This is a genomic window from Tatumella sp. UCD-D_suzukii, from assembly GCF_000611875.2.
Classification (GTDB): Bacteria; Pseudomonadota; Gammaproteobacteria; order Enterobacterales; family Enterobacteriaceae; genus Tatumella; species Tatumella ptyseos.
The window spans coordinates 1-21,646 of the sequence record NZ_JFJX01000004.1; the positions used below are offsets into that span (position 1 = coordinate 1).

The window sequence follows — 21,646 nt, forward strand, 5'->3', positions numbered from 1 at the left end:
ACGCTCTGACATTGACCAGCCTATAACTGACCGCGACCACAGGTCAATCACCACCGCGAGGTACAGCCAGCCCTCGTCTGTGCGAAGATACGTGATGTCTCCTGCCCACTTCTGATTCGGGCCACTCGCGTAAAAATCCTGTTTCAGCAGATTTTCAGACACAGGAAGGTCATGTTCTCTGTAGCTGACCGGGCTGAAATTCCGGGCAGCCTTTGCACGAAGTCCCTGACGTCGCAGACTGGCTGCAATCGTTTTGACGTTGTACTCAGGCAGTTCGTCAGCGAGACGAGGCGCACCATAACGCTGTTTTGCTTCAGTGAATGCCTTACGGACAGCAGTATCACAAGCGAGCCGGAACTGCTGACGTGGCGTTATTTGCTGACAACGCAGACGCCACGCATACCAGCCGCTGCGGGCAACCTGAAGCACCCGGCACATGGCCTTGATGCTGAATTCAGCCTGATGTTTTTCGATAAAGACATACTTCATTTCAGGCGCTTCGCAAAGTATGTCGCGGCCTTTTGGAGGATAGCCAGCTCCTCGTCCCGTTCAGCCAGCTGGCGTTTCAGGCGGACAATCTCAGCGGCCTGTTCACTCTCACGTTCAGAGGAGGTTGCCTTCTGTTGCTGTTTACTACGCCAGTTGTAGAGCTGCGACTCATACAGGCTGAGTTCGCGTGCGGCTGCGGCAACACCGATGCGTTCGGCCAGTTTCAGGGCTTCGTTGCGGAATTCAGGCGTATGCTTCTTCCGGGTCTTTTTGGTAATTGATGTTGATGCTGATTTTGTCATGTGAGTCACCTCTGGTTGAGAGTTTACTCACTTAGTCGCGTGTCCACTATTGCTGGGTAAGATCATCATACACTAAATAAATAAGTTGGTAGCACTATCGAAAAAATGGGAGAAGAAGGCTCCTCGCCCCAATTTTAGTACTTGCGATGGGAAAACTTGTGTTCGGATAACTGGTAGCGAGTATAAAAAAGTGGTGACCGGTTCTATACTGTTTACCAATAAATTTCATATAAACAAGATGAATGGATTTTTCTTTTAGCATTCATCTTATTCATTCAATTTTTTAAGGTTGTTTTTTAAACATTAACTTAAGAACCTCTCTATTATTGGAAAAACATTCTCTTCATATTTATCAAAAATAGAATGATCATTACTTTTAATTATCGCCTCACAGAATTCAACTTTTAAAAAATTACGTATTGTACTTGTAGATCCGTAATCGTCAATCACTTCCTTTTTTGTGTAAAAATCATCAATAAACAAATCTTCTCTAAATAAGTTTTCAGACCCTTTTTTTACTCTTTTGTTTTCTTTGTTTTCTGGAATTTTATTCCTATATACACCATCAAAATTTTCATCTTTTATTTTTGTGTCGCAATCGTAAAGGAATAATACTTTTCTGTTTATTGATTTTGAGTTATACTTTAAAAAATCAAATCCTTTTGTTAGGTTGCTATCACCACCAAATTTAACGCTTCCGTTATCATTGGTGAAGCCTATCTCATCAATTTCTAGCGTGGATAGCCAGTGTTCTTTTCCTTTTACTTCAAAAGATCTTTTCAAATATTTTATATCAGTTTTCCCTTCAACCAAAATTAAAGGTTTTGATTGCTCTTTACTTTTTTTATGTAATGTTTTTTCGAATTCCAGTGTTCTCTGATAAACACTCATCGAGTCGCTAAACTCACTAAATCTTTCGGAGGTTATATTATTTCCTGATGGCAAGTCTATTATTTGTATCGCATCGTCACCGAGTTTTTGCTGCATACCTAATACAAATAATGGTGAGTGAGATGTAAGAATAAACTGGACTTTAGGGAAGAGAGATATTAAGTTTGGCAATATCTCGCTCTGGTGCCTGCTGTGAAGGTGGATATCTATTTCATCGATTATCACCACCCCCTCTATTAACCCAAGGTTAATACTTTTATTTAAATCGCTATAATCGGCATGTCTAATTATAGTTATGAATAAATTAAGTAAAACCAATTGTCCAGTAGATAGCTGCTCCAGCGTTGGGACGAATACCTTCCCATTTTTATGTAGAGACAATCTTGATTCTGAGTTATTTCTCCATCCTGTCTTTAGATAAATACCCTCCTCTTCCAGAATAATCTGAAATATTTTATTTATATTTCTGTAAGAGTTGTTTATTAGATGTTTGTTTTTTATTTCCCTCTCTCTATCTTTATCGTTTTTTATATGATCTAACTCTGCTGGTAATATAGAGGAGTCTAGAACGACATCTAATATCCATTGAATATTTCTGCCAAATGTGTCGAAACACATTATTTCCTTATTTAACTTCCCAGAAAATTTAGCTTCCGTACTAAATATATTTTCTATTTGAGCCCCTAAGTTTAACCAGTGAGGTGCTATTTTTCTAAAACTCGGAAAGTAGATAGCTATTCTCTTAAAAAAATCTTCAGAGGTTGTATTTTCCATGTGGGTTTCTTTTTGAGAATTTTCTTTTAGGTTGTTACCTATTCTTCCCCCATATAAATCTATTAATTCCATTGCACTTATATTATTCCCTATCTTTTCTAAGTAGTGAATCTCTGCAGTTGAATGGTTATCTGTGTATCTTATATAAACAGCACCCCCTTCTTCTGAACCTATACGTACATCTTTTCCTGATTGGATTCTGAAAAATGGATTATTAAAAGGTGATGCCTTACTAACTATATCATTAAAGCTTTTTTTCGCTATTTCGTAAATTGAATCCACTATATATGAAATAGTGTATGTTTTACCTGCACCATTTTTACCTACTAGTATGGCTGGTTTAGGGTTAAGGTTATCATTTAATTTCAAGGAAATATCTAAACTTTCAATTGGCCCAATATTTCGGATACTTATATCTCTTAATAACATTTTGTATTATCTACCTTATGCTAATTTCTAGATTAGATAAAAATCCAATATATTTACAATTTATTTTATTTAGTTGATTTTCTTCAATGCATTTGGAATTGATTAACGCAATAATCGCCCTTGATACACACACTCCGGTTTTGGAAGCTACAGTATTCTTGTCACATTTCAGCAGGTTTTCTTTTAGTATTTCTGCTGTTGTTATAACATTATCAGTCCCACCCATAGGTGGAGTAAGATCTTGCCTTAAATCATCTTCCAATCTATGAGGGACGTTTTTTGCAGAATCAAATAATTCAATGAACAAATCGATCAATTCAACAACATCATTGTTTATCACTGCATTTTCTTTTGCTATTGCATAATTCATCTTAATTGCTTTTAGTTTATTTATCATATTTCACCTATTTTTTGATGAAGCTAATTTTAAAGACGATGGCTCTGACTGAGTTCCAGTACATTATATTCTACTGATTAATAAAACTTTACTTTCTATCACATGGCCAGGAATTTCTACTATGCACATGTCGGTGTTCAATTGGGGTCGTCATAGATGATTGTGTGGACATTAGTTCGAATGCAGGGCTTTACGGTAATGACTCCAATTTATTGATAGTGGTTTATCGTCATGTAGTACCCGATGACTTTGTCATGCAGTTCAACCGACTTTGAAAATGAAAGTGACTTCCTTCCCAGCCTGGCCAGATGCTGCCTGGGGTTCAGGTTGTGCCACTCAATTTTTTGTGTGTAACGCTTACTAATAACGTGAAACTTACCCTTCAGGCGTGACTTAGACCCGACATAGCCCCACTGCTCGTCCATTTCTACGCAGACAATCACATCACTGCCCGCCTTTATCTATCCATGAGGTTACTGACCGGGGACTGAGTTTTGTAAATGCCGGAAAATGGTGTTCAGGCCAATGCCAATTATGTGTGCACTGGCACGGCATCCAACACCATCCATAGCCATATCGATGGTTTTCTGGTGTGTACCGGGCTGGGAGGCGGTATAGATGAAAGTGAGTAGCCGTGTCTTACGGCACTGCTTGCGGAGATAACGCTGGTGCCCAGCGGTACTTTTACCGTTACGGACTGTGCCTTCAGTCACAGCACAAGAGAGACAGCGTACGGGAATGGACGCCATAAAAGCACCTTAAAAACACCATTATACACTAAATCAATAAGTTGGTAGCACTACATGCAGTTAACTCCCCCTGCCGGTCAGGAAAAGCCGGAATGCAATCTCCTGTAAATCACCGTCTTTTCCCTCACCCGCAACGGCGGCTACGACGGTGTCAGGCGCTCACCGGATACTGAAGTAAGGTAAAAGTATGCCGGTTGTTCAGAAAACCTGCGATAACATCGGCCGGGACTGCCATACTGAACAGGAACCCCTGCCCCAGTAAGTAACCTTCCCGGATCAAGGCATCCCGTTGCCCCGGTTCTTCGATACCCTCCGCCACCACATCCAGCTCAAGCTCCGTGGCCAGCAACCAGAGTGCCTTAATCACCGCCAGACCCTCTTTACCTTTACTCAGACTGGCAACAAAACTCCGGTCAACTTTGATCACATCGACCGGGTAGTCACGGATGTTTGCCAGCGCAGAATAACCGGTCCCGAAGTCGTCTAACGAGATCCGCACACCCTGTGCTTTAAGCAGATTCAGTGCGCGAAAGACATACCCGGCTCCGCGGCCGTCAAACATATGTTCGGTGATCTCAATCTCCAGCAGCGCGGGCGGGATCCGGTAATGTTCCAGCTGCTGCAGTACCTTCTCGGCATAGTTATCACGCATAAACTCAACCGGGGAGGCATTCACGGAAACCGGAACCACGTCCAGCGAACTGTCTATCCAGCACCGGATATCGGCAAACACTTTGTCACGAATAATATAGCCAATACGTTCGACCAGCGCGTAGTTTTCAAACGCCGACCAGATATCCCCCGGGAAGCAAAGCTCACCCTGACTATTGAAGAAGCGCATCAGAGCTTCCAGCCCGATGATCTTCCCGTCCTCTAAACGAACCTTTGGCTGATAAAACGGCAAAATGGCTTCATCATAAATCAGCTGCTTTGCCAGTTCCATTTGCCCCCGGGTGGTATCCACGACATCTGACATGGCCGGGTCATAACAGAGCACCCCGCCGCGGCCGTTCTTTTTCAGCTCATTCAGAGCGATATCGGCGGCTTTAATCATCGCAGTGCTGTCTGCAGCCTGTTGCGGGAAGATAGCCCCGCCCATACTGAGGCTGGTATAGATAGTCTGCCCCTGATATGTCAGGGGTACCGTCGTATCGGCAATCAGTTTATCTCCTGCCTCCAGTAGCGACTGACTGTCCCCGATGCCAGGCAACACCGCTGCAAATTCATCACCGCCGATGCGGGCAACAAAGGCATCGCGACAGAGTGATTTCTTCAGCCGGTTAGCCACGCTCTTCAGCAGGTAATCGCCTGCCGGGTGCCCCAGGGTATCGTTGACCAGTTTAAAATAATCCAGATCAATCAGTACCAGTGCGAAAGGACGGCTATGATGGCCGGCCTGCCGCAGGTATTTTTTCAGCGTAGTGTTGAACATTCGCCGGTTGGGAAGCCCGGTCAGTTCATCATGCTCACTGATAAATTTAAACCGTTGCTCCGCCTGATGTAAGCGAGTGATATCCCGTGACACACAGAGAATACTGGTCACCCCACCCTGCGGGTCCTGCAGCGGTGTCAGAATATTATCCCAGTAAAAAGGCTTATTTTCACCCACCTGACTTTTACCCGAGAAACGGACATTCCTGCCGGTATTGGCCAGTTTCAGGGCCTTACGGCCACGTGTCCGTATTTCGGGTGGCAGAAGATTTAACCAGTCCATACCGAATCCGGACTCCGGAGAAACGCCGAGTGCCTTACACCCGGACAGATTCATATTGATTAACTCACCCTGCAGGTTTATCAGTTTGATGCAATCGATGCTGGCATCCAGCATGCTTTTATAAGTCCGCAGATGCTGAGTAATATCCTCGCGGGCCTCCTGCAATTCATTAATATCGATAAATGTGATCAGCCAGAGGTTACGCGCAGGGATAAAGTGTCCGCAGGCAATAAACCAGTAATAACTTCCTGCAGCCACACCCAGCCGGACTGGCTGGCGGAAGACGTCAGAGTGCTGTATGGATCTTTCCCAGGCGGCGCTGATCCGGGCTTTATCCTGCGGATGTAACCAGTGCATCCAGTGTGGTTCAGACATCACCGGGGGCAGAGACATGGTTTTATGCCACTGCTGATTGGCGACAACTTCCTGTCCGCAACCGGAGATAATCCAGGCAGGCAGCGGTACGCTATCAAAAAACACGTCTTTAAAGATCTGAAACGCCTCCGCCGATGCAGAGGATGCGGGATCAGTTATCACTGATTCTTCTTTTAAGGATTCTTTTTTAGTATTCATTTAGTCTGACCCACTCTATGACCCAAAGTGAAATTAACCAATCATTACTACTTTCCCCGGATAAGCTATCACTACAGTTAATGATTGAGCCAACCTGTGTTTACCACTTCGCTAACTTACTTTTCGTCCGGTACCTTGCGGATCATCACGGCCCGGCGGGCTGATTTTTCCTGAAGACGGCGGTAGTTATTCAGCCAATGACCGCTGACAAGGCGCCACCAGAAACAGGCCCCTCTCACCGCCCAATCCATAAACATTCCCAGCCAGACACCGACTACCCCCATACCCAGAGAGATCCCCAGCAGATATCCCAGCACCACCCTGGCCCCCCACATACTAAACATCGAGACGAACATGGCAAAGCGTGCATCCCGCGCCCCTTTAAAACTGGCCGGTAACACCCAGGAAGTGGCCCATATGGGCATAAAGGCTGCATTCAGCCAAATCAGATGCTCAGTCACCCGAATGACCTCCGGGTCCCGCGTATAAAAGCGGGCCAGAACCCCGGCCAATGGCACAGAAAGCAGGGCAAGGCTGCAAAGCCCTAAGGTAGAAAGCCAGAAAATATGACGTACCTGTATTGTCGCCTGATAGACCTGATTTCTGCCGAGCCTTTTCCCGGTAATAATAGTCGATGCTGAGCCGAGCGCGTTGCCGGGCAAGTTGATTAATGAGGCTATTGAGAAGGCGATGAAATTACCGGCAATTTCACTGGTTCCCATTCCGGCCACATATACCTGAGTCAGTAGTTTACCACCATTAAACAATACCGACTCTATACTGGCAGGAATTCCGATACTCAGCACTTCACTGAGTATCGCCAGGTTCCATCGCTGAAAATAACTCTTCAGAGGCAACGTAAGCGCCCCGTTCAGGCGTCCCATCAGTACCGTAATCACCACCAGGGCACCGATATACCGGGAAATCGTCAGCCCCCAGCCAGCGCCAGAGAAACCGATTCCATGCCAGGAAAAACAGCCATAAATAAGCACGCTGGTAATAATAATGTTCAGTATGTTCATCCCGGCATTAATCAGCATCGGAATTTTGGTATTCCCTGACCCGCGCAATGCACCACTGCCGATCAGGGCAATGGCGGCGGCCGGGTAACTGCAGGCAGAAATTTGCAGGTAATTAAGTGCAAAGGTTTTTACCTGTGGCTCCGCACTGCCTGCGATCAAATCGATAATGACATGCCCGCGAAATTCGATAATGACCACCAGCAGTAATGAAAGGATTGTCATCAATCCCAGTGACTGCCGGGCGGCGGCTTTGGCTCGTTCACTGTCTCGTTTTGCCAGACTGAAGGCAACCACCACCGTAGTCCCCAGATCAACCGCCGCGAAAAACGAGACAACGACCATATTAAAGCTATCCGCCAGGCCCACCCCGGCCATCGCCGCTTTTCCAAGCCAACTGACCAGGAATGTACTGAGCACCCCCATCAGCATGACACAGAGATTTTCTATCAGAATTGGCAATGCCAGTGGCGTTATCTCCCTTTTCATTAAGGTCGTATAACGTCTGCGCCTGGGATACCAGGACGTTCTTTTTATTGCATCAGTTAACACTAAGCCAGGATTTCGCACGGCGATACCAAATCATCTGAACAGAAAAGGGAGGAATAATCAGTGGTTCCCGGTAACGGAGAGCGTATCGACCACTATTCATGCCGTAAAGGATGCCGCCGGAAGTGGAAGCGCGGTGATGTAATTTTATACCCGGCGGGGTGAAAAGACTACACGGGATTACCGATACTCTGCCACTGCCTGTCAGGGAGTCCCCGTTTGCTGGTCAGTGAGAGACGCGGGAACAGGATCCCGCGGCACAGCAGCTTTGCAGTACGGACCCGGTCAGGTGAATAACGCCAGGAGTAGTGCGTCGCAGATAAAACAAAAAAGGAGCCGAAGCTCCTTTTTCATCTCAGCGATGACAGGTATCAGGCGCTGAGCCAGCCCAGCTTGATCACAAACAAGACAGACAGAATAATCAATGCCGGGTTAACTTCACGGACTTTACCGGTCAGTAACTTCACCACCGTCCAGGTAATAAACCCGAAGGCAATACCATTCGCGATAGAGTACGTTAATGGCATCGCCAGCGCGGTCACCGTCACCGGAGCTGCTGTGGTGATATCTTTCCAGTCAATTTCAGCCAGCCCGGAGGTCATCAGTACCGCCACAAACAGTAATGCCGGGGCAGTCGCATACTCAGGAACACTGCCTGCCAGCGGCGAGAAAAAGAGTGACAGCAGGAACAGGATAGCGACCACCACAGAGGTCAGACCGGTGCGTCCGCCGGCACTGACGCCTGCGGTAGATTCAACAAAGCTGGTGGTGGTAGACGTCCCCAGCAGAGAACCGAACAGCGCTGCTGAACTGTCCGCAATCAGCGCTTTACCCATCGCAGGGATATTTCCTTTCTCATCCGTCAGACCCGCACGGCGGCTGACACCGATCAGTGTGCCTGAGTTATCAAAGACATCGACAAACAGGAAGGCAAAAATCACGCTGACCAGTCCGACGTTAAAGGCGCCGGCGATGTCCAGTTTCAGGAAAGTCGGTGCAATAGATGGCGGCGCAGAGAAGATCCCTGCAAAAGGTGTCATACCCGACAGCATCGAAATGGCGGTGATCACCAGAATACCGATCAGTACGGCACCGGTAATACGGCGGGCTTCAAGAACCACAATCAGGAAAAAGCCCAGGATAGCCAGTAACGGTCCGGCTTTAGTGAGATCCCCTAAGCCGACCAGCGTTGCCTGGTTACCTACCACAATCCCCGCCCCTTCCAGCGCAATCAGCGCCAGGAACAGACCAATACCGGCGGCTATTGCAGAGCGCAGCGGTAACGGAATACTGTTGATGATCCATTCACGGATTTTGAACAGAGATAATGCGAAGAAGATTAACGCAGAAATAAAGACCGCCCCGAGAGCGACCTGCCAGTGATAACCCATGTGCAGCACAACGGTATAGGTAAAGAAGGCATTTAAGCCCATTCCCGGTGCCAGAGCGATAGGCATGTTCGCAATCATTCCCATCAGCACCGAGCCAATGGCCGCTGCCAGACAGGTAGCAACGAAGACTGCACCTTTATCCATGCCGGTTGCCCCGAGGATACTCGGGTTAACAAACAGGATATAGGCCATCGCCAGGAAGGTCGTTAGTCCTGCAATGACTTCTGTACGAACAGTAGTCTTATGTGCTTTCAACTTAAAGAGTTTTTCAAGCATGAGTCGGTCCTTTATAGATCTCGCTTATCACGATTTTTATTTTATAACAGTCTTTAAGAAATGGCTGTCATCGCCCGGTAACAGGCCGGACAGACAAACCTTCATTCCACCCCAAAATGACATAAGCAAAACCCGTGCCATGACGCAGCACGGGTTCAGTATTCGGAATAAGTTCCTGCGAGAGGAGAAACCCCGGTCAGCGCAATACGCTGCGCAAACGTTTTCTTACCGGCGCCAATCCTAATGATAGAGGCCCCCGGGGGCAATAATTTTTTGTCCCTCAGGGGCGGAAAATAGAGCCGGAAGCCGGTTTAGCGGCTTCCGGCGGGAAAAGTGGTGATTAACTCACCAGCATCAGTTCACGTTCGGTGACCGCCGGACGCTGAGCCAGGGCGAGCAGACGATGCTGGACAGCCCGGGCAGAGGCTGACAGAGGTAATGCTGAAGAGGTGTTCAGAGATAATGGCAGATGCAGTGACGGAGAAATGATTTTCGCCATCCAGCCATTAATCGGAGCAGTGAGCGATCTTGCCGCCGATTCAGGCAATACCGAAACTCCCATACCACTGGAAATTGCTGCGGACAATGTCGACAGTGATTCAATTTCACCAATGATATGTGCACTGAGACGGCGCAGAGAGAAAGCTTCATCCACCCGTTGTCTTACCGCACTGTAATCACGCGGCAGATACAGATTCATTCCCGCCACTTCAGAGAGATCAATCTGTGCCCCCGGAGAAACGCCGGTGCCGACCAGATACAATTCTTTCTGCATCAGTGGCTGAGAACTCAGGCCCTTTTCCGGCGTGCGATCGTACAATAAAGCCATATCGAGCTGACCATTGATGACTTTCTCATTCAACGCCTGACCACTGTTTTCGTGCAGGTATACCAGAATATCCGGCCAGGTCTCACGGATTTCACGCAGCAATGGCATCACCAGAGAAGACGCGGCGGTTCCCGGAGCAAGCCCGATGGAGACCTGTCCTGAGAGGATATTACCGGAATTATGTACCGCCATCTGTGCCTGTTCACACTGCCGCAGAATATTGCGGGCATGAGTGTAGAGCACTTTACCGGCATCGGTCGGGGTCACCCCGCGTTTGGTGCGGATCAATAATTGCTGATCCATCTCCCCTTCCAGGGTAGCTACCTGCTGGCTCAGTGCCGGTTGAGCGATGTGCAATACCTCTGCGGCCTGAGTGAGGCTGCCGATATCGACAATTTTCACAAAGTATTTCAGTCGTCTTAAGTTCATTTTCTCTCCCGTCACTAAATCCGGATACTCGAAGCAGGCTAAGCCTGTGGCTGGATATACCGGTAGTTGCAATTAACAGGCCAGAAATGACTAAACTGTTTCGCTGATCCGAATGTCATAACAAAAACACTATGAAAAGAAGCCGTTTCGGCCATTTTCTGTTCGCAGTAGTCATTTTTACCGGGGACAAAACTCAGGCTGCCTGCACAAAGACAGTGCAGAATGTTTCTGCACAGTGCGTTATGCCTGGTTGATCACGCGATATCCGGCGCTTACCCGGACGGCCCCATCTCTCCCGGAGCGCCCTGCCCCGCGATGACATTTCTGCGCGGCCGGGTCATAAAATGTAACGACCTGCCGGGAGGGCTGAGAGCCACGGTATTACAAAAAGCTATTACCGGGACAGGGAGAAAACGATCTGCCCCCGTATACTGAGCCTCCCGGTCAGGTTGTACCGCAGAAAACTGAGGCCCGATAGCCTGCCCTGTCTTTGCCCTCGCGGAGCCACCGTGAGGTGCCGGTACTTTCATCTCTGAGCATGGGCAGTTTCGTGTGAGGAGTCGCTGAAGATCGCTTCTGATACTGCATCGCCGTCATGCTACGCCTGCACAAATCCGGCGATTGCAGGTATAATCCGGACATTACCCCATAAATTCAGATACAGACATGGCAAAACTTACCTTACAGGAGCAGATGCTCAAAGCCGGACTAGTCACCGATAAAAAGATGGCCAAAGTTCAGAGAACCGCAAAAAAATCCCGTGTTCAGGCACGTGAAGCCCGCGAAGCGGTCGAGGAAAATAAAAAGGCGCAGACAGAACGCGCAAAAGAACTGAACGAGCAACAAAAACAAGCGGCACTTTCCCGGGAATATAAAGCCCAGGTAAAACAACTGATTGAGATGAACCGCATCAGCGGTATCAAAGGTGATATCAGTTTCAATTTCACCGATAATAACCTGATCAAACAACTGACCGTGGATAAAGCCACCCGGGATCAGTTGATGAATGGCCGTCTGGCCATTGCCCGGTTGCTGAAAGAGAAGAGTGATATCGCCGATTACGCGATCATTCCGGCAAGCGTTGCGGATAAAATTGCACAGCGGGATGCCGACAGTATCGTCCTGAACAGTGCGCTGAGCCAGGAAGCGCAGGACGAAGATGATCCTTATGCCGATTTCAAAGTGCCGGATGACCTGATGTGGTAAGGCAAAGCACACCCGCACGACACTGACCGGGCCTGTCTTCGCGGCAGGCCCGGTACGATCAGCGCATTTTCTGTATTGGTCCGGCCTGCATTTTTACCGGATGGCAATACCGTGCCGCTGAAAGTTCATGAATATCCCCGATTCAATTTCCGGTTCGCAAACCTGCCAGTACGGGTAAGGCACATTACTGCCAGGCAGGGGCCAGCGTTTCACACTGTCCGGGGCAGGAGCCTGCCACAATCTACGGGTGGCCTGTCGGACGTATTCTCCTGAGATAGCCTTTCGCCGGGAACTCACAACGGACACCATTGACCACTTCTGCACCATTGTGTCTTTTTTATCAGCAAACAGTTTATTTTACGCGAAAACAACTTTGACAACGTCGCCCCGGCCCGTTACTATGCGCCCCGTCTTCACGACAATTCCTCTGTAGTTCAGTCGGTAGAACGGCGGACTGTTAATCCGTATGTCACTGGTTCGAGTCCAGTCAGAGGAGCCATATTTAAGAAACCCGCTTAAGGAAACTTAAGCGGGTTTTTTGCTTTTCATCAATTGGTTATCCCTTTCTTCAGGTTCACCCTCGTTCAGTAAAAACGGTAAGCCTCCCGAAAAACCGGTGTATTCATAAGCAGAACTTTCCCGTAATCTGAACTGAGGAGAATTCTATGAAGAAATCGCGTTTTACCGATAGCCAAATAATGGCGATCCTTAAGCAGGCTGAAGCCGAAATCATTAAGGAAGCCATAGCAAAAAAATGGTGAGGCCATCGCGTAGAAAGCTGATGGCACAGGAAGCTATCTGATGGTCGTTCTGTGCGTCAGCTAATATCATTGATGACTTTAATAGTGAGGCACTGGCGATTGATGCCAACTTTTCACTTTCGGCCATACATGTCGTAAGAACGCTGGAGCGCAACAGTTAGTGTACTTAGGGGGGGTGTTCGAAGGGATAAAGCAGCACCTAAGGAGGATGTGCTGCTTGCGTTAGATAGACAGTTGATAACTTCGCTCTAAAGCGAGGATAACTATATTTCAGATTTCCCCACCTGATATTTGAAAATCCAAATCTTCCTGGAAAAAGTTTTTATCTAAGATTTTCTCAATTGCCTTGACCTGTTGGCTGGTAAGATCCCATCCACCAATCCCTGCAGTAAAGTCACTATAATCTTCATCCGTCCAAACCATGACTTTTGCTACTTCCGGGAGTTTTTCTTTCGGTATATCGATTTCGAAGACGAGTAGTTCATCTACACGTTCGAAAGCATCAATAGTATAAACAATTGTCATTTTTCTACCTTTCTTGTCGGATCTGCTGGTTTAGTTTGCTCACCTGTTATTGGGTCAAACTCTCCTAAATGATTGCGTCCTGAACGATCATAAATTTCAACCGTACCGTGTTGTGAATCCCATTCATAGATACGCCCTTTAGGATCTTTCCATCTTGAACGCAATGATCTCCCGCCCTTAACCGGGGTTCTTTTCTTAGCTGTTTTAGCATCCGGGAAGGCAGGTAATGGAGGATTTCCCTTTGGGGCCACATGGTATTTATGATCAGCATTCAGATAAATATAAATCGGTGGAATATACGGCAATGGCAGAATAAGAATATAATCCGCAAAGCTTTTCTCTTCCGGTGCCGGGCTGGTTGTCGCCTTGATGCGGGTATTTTCCGGCAATGGATCAACTACTACCGGGTTCGGTATCCTTACCGGATTCCGGTTGCCTGTATCTGAAGGAACATTGACACCTGAACTGTCCGGCGTCCAGATAATCGTTATATGGGGGTCTTCCTCTGTGGTGAAGGTATACGCTTTTCGGCGGCTGTCCCACTCCATTTTTCGCACACGTACCCTGTCTTTACCCGGTGGGGTATGCCAGCCGTGCGGAGTCAGATTCCCGTGGGCATCCTGTTCCCAGGTATAACGCACGCGGGTTGGTGCTTCACGCATCTGCTCCAGACGCATCCGGTCAATAAAGTCCTGTTCACCGTCATTGAGCCTTCCGGGCATCATTCCCAGCACGACTGCTGCGATGGGCGCACCGGGGCCGCTGGTTGCGACCCTTCCCAGCCCGGTCGCCATTTCCCCAAGTTTTACTGCCCATGTCCCTGACGGAATGGCACTGCCACCTACCAGACCAAGAACGCTGGCACCTTCAACCGCGGTCTGAGCATTAGCAGCACTCGTCGCTTCGGCGGCTGCCCGCTGGTATTCGACTTCCTCATGACTACCGAACCACCATTTGTACAGGGCGCTTCGCTTCTTCGGCTTCGGGATATCCTCTGCAGGTTTCTTCTTCGCCGTCTGAGCGTGCTGGATCACATCTTTATCTGAGGCAGGGCCGGCAGGCGGAACGGCCTGATAAAACGCCATCGCAGCGAAATGGGTATGAGGCTCCCGATCTTTTCCGGCATCGTTACAGCCTTCACCCCGCAGGCAGGATTTGGCAAAGACACGATTGCGGTCACGTTCTTCTGCCAGTTGTTTCGTTCTTTGTTCTTCTGCGGCCTTACGTTCAGCAACCAGTGCTGCAAGGGCTGTAACAGAAGGATCCGGGCCTCTGCCAACCCATTGTCCTGCCGGTGCGATAATCCGGTTTGAGCCTGAAGGGCAGCCACAGCGCACGACTGAACCATCCACCGCCGCTATTTTTCCATTATTGGTATCGCGGGGTTCACCGGATATAATCACCCCTGCCTCACCACATTTAGGACAGGGTGTCGTTTTATCACCCACACGAACAACCCTGCGCCCATGTTCAGTATCATTGGACATTGAGGCAATACATTCAGCACCCGTGGTTGTCTTATCGCCTTCCAGTGCGGTCCCTCGTCCATAACAGTCAGATCGATTCCCCATTACGCCACCTCTGCAGATAACAGAAAATCCTTCGGCATCGCTTCTCCTTCACGACCTACAATCATCGGGCCATCGCACAGAGTGCTGATAATTTTATCTCTGTTATCCGGCCGGTATAGGGTAGAAGGATGCTGGCGGCAATATTCCTGCTGCTCAGAGATGCGTGCCCGCGTTTCATCATTCATCCCGGCCAGTTGTTCCGCGGTAAACGGGGACTGATCCAGTGTTGCCAGCAATTCCGGGGCCAGTCCATTGGTGTATTGACGGTCCATTCCTTTTCCCTGGTCATTAAATGGTCATAACGAGGTAAGGATACCCGACCGTAAATTTGACTTTGAAACTGAAGTTCCCGTTATCTTGCGCAGGATCAACGAAACGGTTTTTCTCAGGATTCTCAGGAAATCCGAATAAACACTTTGTTGAAAACACCTGTCTGATGACTCCGGGGCTGTCTGGCAGTCCCGGTGTTACCTTCTTCCGCCGGTCTGACCTTTTTCGTTTTATCCCCGGCGCTACCGGCATCGGAAACAGAAGTCCCTTCATTTCTGAACCCCCATATCCGCCAGCCACCTGAGCACCGCCTGTATCACCTTCCCTGCACTGTCACAACATCACCCGCATGACGAAGGAAATGGCCGTCTTTTTTCATAAGAAAGTAGTATGAAGTGATTTATTCTTTTATATCAATAAATTACGAAAACAGCCTCTTTACATATATATACATATAAAATCTTATGTTTTATACATTCAGACATCTTTGGATCTGTGAATATTTTATCGAGGTGTTAATGCGTAGTTCTCCCCCCGACATGGTCACACCGCCATCTGCTCCGGATGTGCGTAAATTCAACCGTTCAATCGGCCTGATGTCTAACTTCTCTCTTGGTTTCACCTATCTTTCGCCACTAACCGCCGTTTATTCACTGTTTGCTCTGTCAATGACCCTGGCCGGCCCGCCCGCCATCTGGTGGATCCTGATTGCGGCCGCAGGCCAGATGCTGGTAGCTATGGTGTTCGGTGAGGTCGCCTCACAGTATCCGATCACCGGCGGACTTTATCCCTGGGCGCGGTTGTTGTGGGGTAAGAAATATGCATGGATTGCCGCCTGGATCTATCTGTGGGCACTGGTGGTCACTATCACCTCCATTGCAGAATACAGTGCAACCTTCGTCGCTTCCCTGTTCAGTTATACCCAGACAGCCAGCCACTTATTGCTGACCTCGGTATTACTGTTGTTACTGATGATGGTGGTCAATCTTTCGGGCACCAGGAACCTTGCCCGTGTAGCCCGTATCGGATTCTGGTGTGAAATTATCAGTGTTATTGCACTGGGTATTTACCTGTTAATTTTCCACCGTACCCAGCCTGTGGGGATCCTGTTTGATAGCATGGGTGCAGCCAGCGGATCTGCCGGTTATTCCCATGCCTTTATGACGGCCTCGTTGCTGGGATTATTTATGTTCTTCGGCTTTGAAGCCTGCGGCAATGTGGCAGAAGAAGTGAAAGATGCCGGCAGAAAAATTCCCGTGGCGATGATACTCAGTATTTTCTTTGGCGCTATCTCTGCCATTATCTCAGTACTGGGTTATCTGCTCTCTTATCCGAATCTGAAAGATATTGTCTCCGGTAAAATTCAGGACCCGATCCCGGAAATTCTGAATAATGCGCTCGGGACAGAGGGTGAAAAGATCTTTGTGGTGATAGCGATTATTGCCATGCTGTCCTGCATTCTTTCATTACAGGCCGCGTTAAGCCGGCTCATTTTCTCTTTCTCACGCGACAATATGCTGCCCGGCAGCCAATGGATGGCCCGTATCTCAAAAAATGAGGTCCCGGATAATGCCATGATCGTCAGTTGTGCCTTACCGTTGCTGATTTGCCTCTGGGTGTATTACCAGCCGGATAACCTGGCCAGAATTACTGCCTTCGCGGTGGCCGGTATTTATATCTCTTTTCAGATGGTCGTCCTGGCGGCTCTCCGTAAAAGGGTACAGGGCTGGAAACCGGCCGGCCCGTGGTCACTCGGGCGTTGGGGCTTTCTGAACAACCTGCTGGCGCTGGGTTATGGTCTGTTCGGCATTTACCTGCTCTGTGTACCTGCCTCCGGGGATAATTTCCTTGATCGCTGGATTGTCTTAGCCGGTCTGGCGGTGGTGACGGGATGCGGGCTGCTTTATTTATTGACTGCACGTCCGTACCGGAAAGTAACCGATGGCCAGCATTATCAGAACCATATTAACGGCCAGTAACAGCACAGAGGCCGCCGGCTGCGGTTAATTACGTGACTACCTACCGGTGCTGCTGTTATCACGGAAGAAACCGGCACCTGATAATATTTTTAAGGACTGACGATGGATAAAAATAACCACTCGCGAAAACAACTTTCGTTATTACAGGTCGTGATCATCGGTATCGCGTATATGACCCCGATGACTGTATTTGATACTTTCGGCATCGTCTCTGGTGTCACTGTGGGTCGTGTGCCACTGGCGTATCTGATTGCGCTGGTCGCGGTATTATTCACCGCGCAGAGTTATGGGCGGCTGGTAAAGATTTACCCGTCTGCGGGGTCGGCCTACAGTTACACCCGACATATTTTCGGGCGACACAGCGGTTTTATGGTCGGGTGGTCCTCACTGCTGGATTACTTGTTACTGCCGATGATTAATTCCCTGCTGGCCGGGATCTATTTGCGATCCCTTTTTCCTGAGGTGCCTGGCTGGATTTCGATACTGATATTTACGGCGCTGGTCACTTACCTCAACTGCTGCAGAATCAAACTGCTGGCCAATGCCAATGTCTTGTTCGTCGGCTTACCGGTATTACTGATGATGGCCTTTATCTACATGGTCGTACATGATCTGACGACCACGGCCGGGATCCACCGGGTCATGACCACGGCTCCGCTGTTTAATGGCCAGCACTCCGTAATGCCTTTAATCAGCGGCGCGGCGATCCTGTGCTTCTCGTATCTGGGGTTTGATGCGGTCACGACGCTATCCGGAGAGACACAACGTCCGCACACGCTTATCCCTAAAGCCATTTTTTATACGGCATTAAGTGGCGGGATTATTTTCTTTATCGCCGCCTGGTTTATCCAGCTCTATTATCCTGATAATTCTGCCTTCAAAAACCCGACCGAAGCCATGCCGGAAATTGTGCTGTATGTCGGTGGCCGGATATTCCAGACCCTGTTTCTGGTCGCTATTTTATTCAATACCTTTGCCTCTGCGCTCGCCTCTCATGCCAGTGCCGCCAGACTGTTGCACATTATGAGTAAGGATAACCGTTTCACCGCACCGCTGTTTGGTTATCTTGACCCCGTGACAAACACGCCGCTCTACTGTGTGCTTTTTACCGGCCTTCTCTCTCTGAGCGCTATTTTCTTCAACCTGGATACCGCCGTCTCCTTAATCAGTTTCGGTGCACTGGTCGCCTTTAGCGCCGTCAATATCTGTGTAATTGCCAGGTTCGCTGTTAAAGAACAAGGGCTGAACTCCATGCGTAACATCCTGCGTAATCTGATTTCTCCGGCCGCGGGCCTGGCCAGTGTCGCCTTTATGTGGGTCAATCTTGACCACGATGCCTTTGTGCTGGGCTCTGTCTGGGCAGTGATCGGTCTGGGCTGGGTCGTTTACAGCTGTATGAGTAAATCTGCCACCACCGTTTCGGAATAACGAAAACCAGTAACGCACAGTGAGTTTACCTGTGCTTTTATCAATCACCCGGAAAAACACCATGAAAAGTAATGACAGGATTATTAAACCCGAGCTGGTCAGTGACGCACGAACGGGGCTTATCAGTCGCATTATCACCGACGGGGACTGGAACTGGGTCCGGCCTGACAGTGAACGCCATAACGATGAAAGCCAGAAAATTGACCCAGGAAACCCCGCGAATTACTACGAGTCTACGCTTGCCCCCTGGATGTCCTTCCCGCCGCTGGAAAGTGATACACAGTGTGAACTCGTAGTGATTGGCGGCGGTTTATTAGGTGCCTCGACGGCGCTTCATCTGGCGGAGTCGGGGGTGGAGACGATACTGCTGGAGAAAAATGCCATCGGGTCAGGCGCGTCGGGGCGCAATGGTGGCCAGCTTACTCCGGGCCTTGCCCGCTGGGAGGCCGAATCCATGCTGGAGAACCTCTCTTATCAGGAGGCACGCAGACTCTGGAAATTTACCTCCGCCGAAGCCATGTCCCTGATCGATGATATCGCCGCCAAATATTCACTCGACCTTGACCGCAAGCACGGGCATCTTACTGCCGCAGTGCACCCCGGACACATGAGCGCGCTGGTTAAGGCCGCCGATGCCCGACACTCTCTGGGGGATCATCAGGTCACAGTGCTGAGCAATTATGAGTTACGGGAACATATCCGTTCAGAAATCTACCACGGCGGGATCCATGACGATTGTGGCGGGCAGATCCATTCTCTGGCCCTGAACCGCGGCCTGATTTATGGCTTCCTGAAGAATGGCGGTACCGTGCATGAACACAGTGAGGTGATCCGTATTGAGGAAACTCCTGCGGGCACCCGGGTGCATACGCCGTCCGGCATTGTCACCGCAACGCGGGGAGTCATCATCGCTGTTCATGATGATACCCACTCGTTGCTGAGCCAGGACCCCGCGACCACCCTGCCCTTTTATACCTATGTCGGGGTCACCCGTCCGGTCGGGGGCGGGAACCGCAGCCTGCTGCCGACCGGCACAGCGGTATATGATACCCAGTTACAGATAGATTATTATCGCCCGGTCCGGGATCAGCGGCTGTTATTCGGGGGTCAGGGTACCGGCATGCGCTGGGACAATAACCGGACCGTAGACTACCTGACCTCCCGGTTACGTACCGTTTTTGCAGACAGAGAAGACCTCGAACTCGATTTCGCCTGGAGTGGCACAACCGACCTGACCCTGAATGGTGCCACGGACTGCCGGAAAAGTGGTTCACGGGGACAGATATACTCGGTACACGGCTGGAGCGGCCACGGTGTAGCGCAAACCGTCAGGATAGGGAAAGCGATCACCGATGATATCACCGGGGCCAGTGATGACTTCGCGATGCTGGCTGCCATAAAGCACACCCCGTTATTTATGGGGAGGCAACTGGCACCGGTCGCTATCCCGCTGGCAAAAACCTTACTGGGGATTTCCACGCGGCTGGCTCCCGGAAAAATGATCTCGTTCTGAAACGCCCGCTCATTGCTTACCTGTCACACCGGTGACAGGTAAGCCATCAGCTCAGTGTGGCGTAAACAGCATAAAGAACTGCCGGCGAAGCGTATCGCCCTGCTGTTCACCGTCAATCAACGTCCCGGTCCGGTAACGCGGATGGCTGGAGATCATCACCCTGCCATCAGGATTAGCGATAACCAGTTTTTGCCGGCACTGACGAAGTAAGGTCAGCAATTCTGCCTCTATCACACTGACCAGCACATCCACCGCCGCAATCCCGACCTGCTTTTGGTTGATCATCACCGGCGAGGATGCCGTCAGGGTATACGCTGAGGTACAGACGTAATCCACATACGGCCCGTGCAGAGACACATTTTCAGTGTCACGGGTATTTTTAAACCATTCGAAGGTACTGAAGTCCAGCCGTTGCTGCGTGGCCTGATCCAGTTCCAGGCAGGAGTTCTGATTTTTTCGGGGGTTTTTAAACCACCACTCCAGAAACCAGTAAGGCTGTTTATCCTCCGGCAGATGATGATGGCAGGCAAACCCCGCGCCAAAACAATACCGGCTTTCGGCAAGCGTGTGTTCAATCACGGGAAACAGGGTTTTCCGTAACTGACTTTCAGGGAGCTTGCGGGGAAAGTGCTCAGCATCTGCCATCACCGAGAGTACGTCAGCCATTCCGGCAGAGAGCGCGGCTGCCGATGCGGTAACCGAACTGAACAGATGTTCAGTTCTTTCAGCGACACAGACTTTAACTTCATCTTCATTTAACATGTTATTCCTGCCGCGTAGCTAGAGCGTTTGTACGCTGAACTTAAACTCGATCAGTCTGGTCGTAAAATGGTCAATCAGTGTGCCGGCCACCTTCGCTGCCAGCAGCTCATCCTGTGCCCGGAAAGCAGCAAGAAGATGGCGATAGTCATCAACAATCTGCCGGTGAAATGCCTCTGACTGATAGAGGATGGTGACCAGTGCTGCCCATTCGGCCTGGATCATCAGCTCCTGATGCGCTATCCGCGCCGACTGGGAATTAGCCGCAATCGTCAGCAAACATCGCATATCAGACTGACAACGGAGTTCCGGACTGTCTGACTGTTCCAGTACGTCGATAAATTCTGTTAATCCCTGCCGATCTTTTTCGGTCATCCGCGTGGCAGCCAGGCGGGTCGCATGACAAAAGATGGCACTGTGCCATTCGCCAAGATCCGACAGATATTCGGTGCTGATATTGTAAAAAGGGTCTTCCGGAGCTGCCTCTTTCTGAACAGAGTCGGCCACAAAACTGCCCCCGTTCCGGCCGCGGGCGGTATAAATCAGCCCCCTGGCGCGCAGAGTATTCAGTGCTTCCCGGATGGTGATATGTGAAACACCCATCATCCTGGCCAGATCAGCCTCATTCGGTAATTGCTCATTCGCTGACAATAAACCGGAAATAATGGCATTTGCCAGTCGTTGTATGATCTGGTCTGAACGACTGGACTGACCGATAGGTGAAAAAATCACAGCATGAGTAATCATAGGCCTCGTGATTTCTTTAGGCAGAGCTCAATTAAGGGGGAAGACAGACGGGTCGTGACAATCTCTCTTTGGCGGT

General features: G+C 49.4%; 15 protein-coding genes, 1 tRNA gene and 3 pseudogenes. 6 read left to right on the forward strand and 13 right to left on the reverse strand.

Annotated elements, in window-relative coordinates; translation table 11 throughout:
* From CG67_RS17790 to nac, 8 genes and pseudogenes are all read right to left on the reverse strand, one after another.
* Positions 1-791, reverse strand: a pseudogene (locus tag CG67_RS17790) (IS3 family transposase); the annotation flags it as partial.
* A 303-nt stretch (positions 792-1,094) separates the two neighbouring features.
* A complete protein-coding gene (locus CG67_RS02055; protein ID WP_025901321.1) occupies positions 1,095-2,885 on the reverse strand; it encodes an AAA family ATPase in 1,791 nt (596 codons plus the stop codon).
* 10 nt (positions 2,886-2,895) lie between these two features.
* A complete protein-coding gene (locus tag CG67_RS02060; protein ID WP_025901322.1) occupies positions 2,896-3,282 on the reverse strand; it encodes a hypothetical protein in 387 nt (128 codons plus the stop codon).
* Between the two features lie 209 nt (positions 3,283-3,491).
* Positions 3,492-4,031, reverse strand: a pseudogene (locus CG67_RS17795) (IS1 family transposase).
* 151 nt (positions 4,032-4,182) lie between these two features.
* A complete protein-coding gene (locus tag CG67_RS02075) occupies positions 4,183-6,282 on the reverse strand; it encodes a bifunctional diguanylate cyclase/phosphodiesterase (RefSeq protein WP_160318952.1) in 2,100 nt (699 codons plus the stop codon).
* Positions 6,283-6,434: 152 nt separating this feature from the next.
* Positions 6,435-7,889 carry an EmmdR/YeeO family multidrug/toxin efflux MATE transporter gene (locus tag CG67_RS02080; protein WP_371190657.1) on the reverse strand — a complete coding sequence of 485 codons (1,455 nt, stop codon included), beginning with the start codon at positions 7,887-7,889 and terminating at the stop codon, positions 6,435-6,437.
* Positions 7,890-8,257: 368 nt separating this feature from the next.
* Positions 8,258-9,553 carry an NCS2 family permease gene (locus CG67_RS02085; protein WP_025901327.1) on the reverse strand — a complete coding sequence of 432 codons (1,296 nt, stop codon included), beginning with the start codon at positions 9,551-9,553 and terminating at the stop codon, positions 8,258-8,260.
* Between the two features lie 340 nt (positions 9,554-9,893).
* Complete coding sequence (nac, locus tag CG67_RS02090; RefSeq protein ID WP_025901328.1) at positions 9,894-10,811, reverse strand: nitrogen assimilation transcriptional regulator NAC; 918 nt, start codon at positions 10,809-10,811, stop codon at positions 9,894-9,896.
* A gap of 666 nt (positions 10,812-11,477) precedes the next feature.
* Here nac and CG67_RS02095 point away from each other — a divergent pair.
* The 3 genes and pseudogenes from CG67_RS02095 to CG67_RS18460 form a co-directional block, all read left to right on the forward strand.
* Positions 11,478-12,017, forward strand: coding sequence for a DUF2058 domain-containing protein (locus CG67_RS02095; protein WP_025901329.1), 540 nt, complete (start codon positions 11,478-11,480; stop codon positions 12,015-12,017).
* Positions 12,018-12,440: 423 nt separating this feature from the next.
* Positions 12,441-12,516 (forward strand) — tRNA-Asn (locus CG67_RS02100).
* A gap of 286 nt (positions 12,517-12,802) precedes the next feature.
* Positions 12,803-12,930: pseudogene (locus CG67_RS18460) on the forward strand (IS3 family transposase); the annotation flags it as partial.
* A 118-nt stretch (positions 12,931-13,048) separates the two neighbouring features.
* Here the strand turns inward: CG67_RS18460 and CG67_RS02105 are convergent.
* From CG67_RS02105 to CG67_RS02115, 3 genes are read right to left on the reverse strand one after another with little or no spacing between them, the layout of a single operon-like run.
* The gene (locus CG67_RS02105) at positions 13,049-13,303 is read right to left on the reverse strand and encodes a pyocin S6 family toxin immunity protein (RefSeq protein WP_025901330.1); all 255 of its coding nucleotides are present in this window, start codon (positions 13,301-13,303) and stop codon (positions 13,049-13,051) included.
* Entirely contained in the window at positions 13,300-14,874 is a 1,575-nt protein-coding gene (locus tag CG67_RS02110; RefSeq protein ID WP_025901331.1) for an S-type pyocin domain-containing protein, read from the reverse strand. The genes CG67_RS02105 and CG67_RS02110 overlap by 4 nt, the downstream gene beginning before the upstream one ends.
* Positions 14,874-15,146, reverse strand: a complete 273-nt coding sequence (locus tag CG67_RS02115; RefSeq protein ID WP_025901332.1) for a hypothetical protein — start codon at positions 15,144-15,146, stop codon at positions 14,874-14,876. Before CG67_RS02115 ends, CG67_RS02110 begins: the two co-directional genes overlap by 1 nt.
* Before the next feature lie 516 nt (positions 15,147-15,662).
* Between CG67_RS02115 and CG67_RS02125 the strand changes: the two genes are divergently transcribed.
* From CG67_RS02125 to CG67_RS02135, 3 genes are all read left to right on the forward strand, one after another.
* A complete protein-coding gene (locus tag CG67_RS02125; RefSeq protein WP_051546284.1) occupies positions 15,663-17,123 on the forward strand; it encodes an APC family permease in 1,461 nt (486 codons plus the stop codon).
* 102 nt (positions 17,124-17,225) lie between these two features.
* On the forward strand, positions 17,226-18,551 hold the full coding sequence (locus CG67_RS02130) for an APC family permease (protein WP_025901335.1): 1,326 nt from the start codon (positions 17,226-17,228) through the stop codon (positions 18,549-18,551).
* Positions 18,552-18,612: 61 nt separating this feature from the next.
* Positions 18,613-20,064: an FAD-binding oxidoreductase gene (locus CG67_RS02135; protein ID WP_025901336.1), complete on the forward strand. Its 1,452-nt coding sequence runs from the start codon at positions 18,613-18,615 to the stop codon at positions 20,062-20,064.
* Positions 20,065-20,115: 51 nt separating this feature from the next.
* On the opposite strand, the gene CG67_RS02140 is transcribed toward CG67_RS02135, so the two are convergent.
* Both CG67_RS02140 and CG67_RS02145 read right to left on the reverse strand, forming a co-directional pair.
* Complete coding sequence (locus CG67_RS02140; RefSeq protein ID WP_025901337.1) at positions 20,116-20,826, reverse strand: cache domain-containing protein; 711 nt, start codon at positions 20,824-20,826, stop codon at positions 20,116-20,118.
* 18 nt (positions 20,827-20,844) lie between these two features.
* Positions 20,845-21,570, reverse strand: a complete 726-nt coding sequence (locus CG67_RS02145; protein ID WP_025901338.1) for a FadR/GntR family transcriptional regulator — start codon at positions 21,568-21,570, stop codon at positions 20,845-20,847.
* Between the last annotated feature and the right edge of the window lie 76 nt (positions 21,571-21,646).

What these genes read in the sequence shown, in the direction of transcription:
- CG67_RS02115 (WP_025901332.1), bottom strand. Translation starts at nt 15,146, where the DNA reads ATGGACCGTCAATACACCAATGGACTGGCCCCGGAATTGCTGGCAACA.
- CG67_RS02060 (WP_025901322.1), bottom strand. Translation starts at nt 3,282, where the DNA reads ATGATAAATAAACTAAAAGCAATTAAGATGAATTATGCAATAGCAAAA.
- CG67_RS02130 (WP_025901335.1), top strand. Translation starts at nt 17,226, where the DNA reads ATGGATAAAAATAACCACTCGCGAAAACAACTTTCGTTATTACAGGTC.
- CG67_RS02145 (WP_025901338.1), bottom strand. Translation starts at nt 21,570, where the DNA reads ATGATTACTCATGCTGTGATTTTTTCACCTATCGGTCAGTCCAGTCGT.
- CG67_RS02110 (WP_025901331.1), bottom strand. Translation starts at nt 14,874, where the DNA reads ATGGGGAATCGATCTGACTGTTATGGACGAGGGACCGCACTGGAAGGC.
- CG67_RS02125 (WP_051546284.1), top strand. Translation starts at nt 15,663, where the DNA reads ATGCGTAGTTCTCCCCCCGACATGGTCACACCGCCATCTGCTCCGGAT.
- CG67_RS02095 (WP_025901329.1), top strand. Translation starts at nt 11,478, where the DNA reads ATGGCAAAACTTACCTTACAGGAGCAGATGCTCAAAGCCGGACTAGTC.
- CG67_RS02055 (WP_025901321.1), bottom strand. Translation starts at nt 2,885, where the DNA reads ATGTTATTAAGAGATATAAGTATCCGAAATATTGGGCCAATTGAAAGT.
- CG67_RS02140 (WP_025901337.1), bottom strand. Translation starts at nt 20,826, where the DNA reads ATGTTAAATGAAGATGAAGTTAAAGTCTGTGTCGCTGAAAGAACTGAA.
- CG67_RS02085 (WP_025901327.1), bottom strand. Translation starts at nt 9,553, where the DNA reads ATGCTTGAAAAACTCTTTAAGTTGAAAGCACATAAGACTACTGTTCGT.
- CG67_RS02105 (WP_025901330.1), bottom strand. Translation starts at nt 13,303, where the DNA reads ATGACAATTGTTTATACTATTGATGCTTTCGAACGTGTAGATGAACTA.
- nac (WP_025901328.1), bottom strand. Translation starts at nt 10,811, where the DNA reads ATGAACTTAAGACGACTGAAATACTTTGTGAAAATTGTCGATATCGGC.
- CG67_RS02135 (WP_025901336.1), top strand. Translation starts at nt 18,613, where the DNA reads ATGAAAAGTAATGACAGGATTATTAAACCCGAGCTGGTCAGTGACGCA.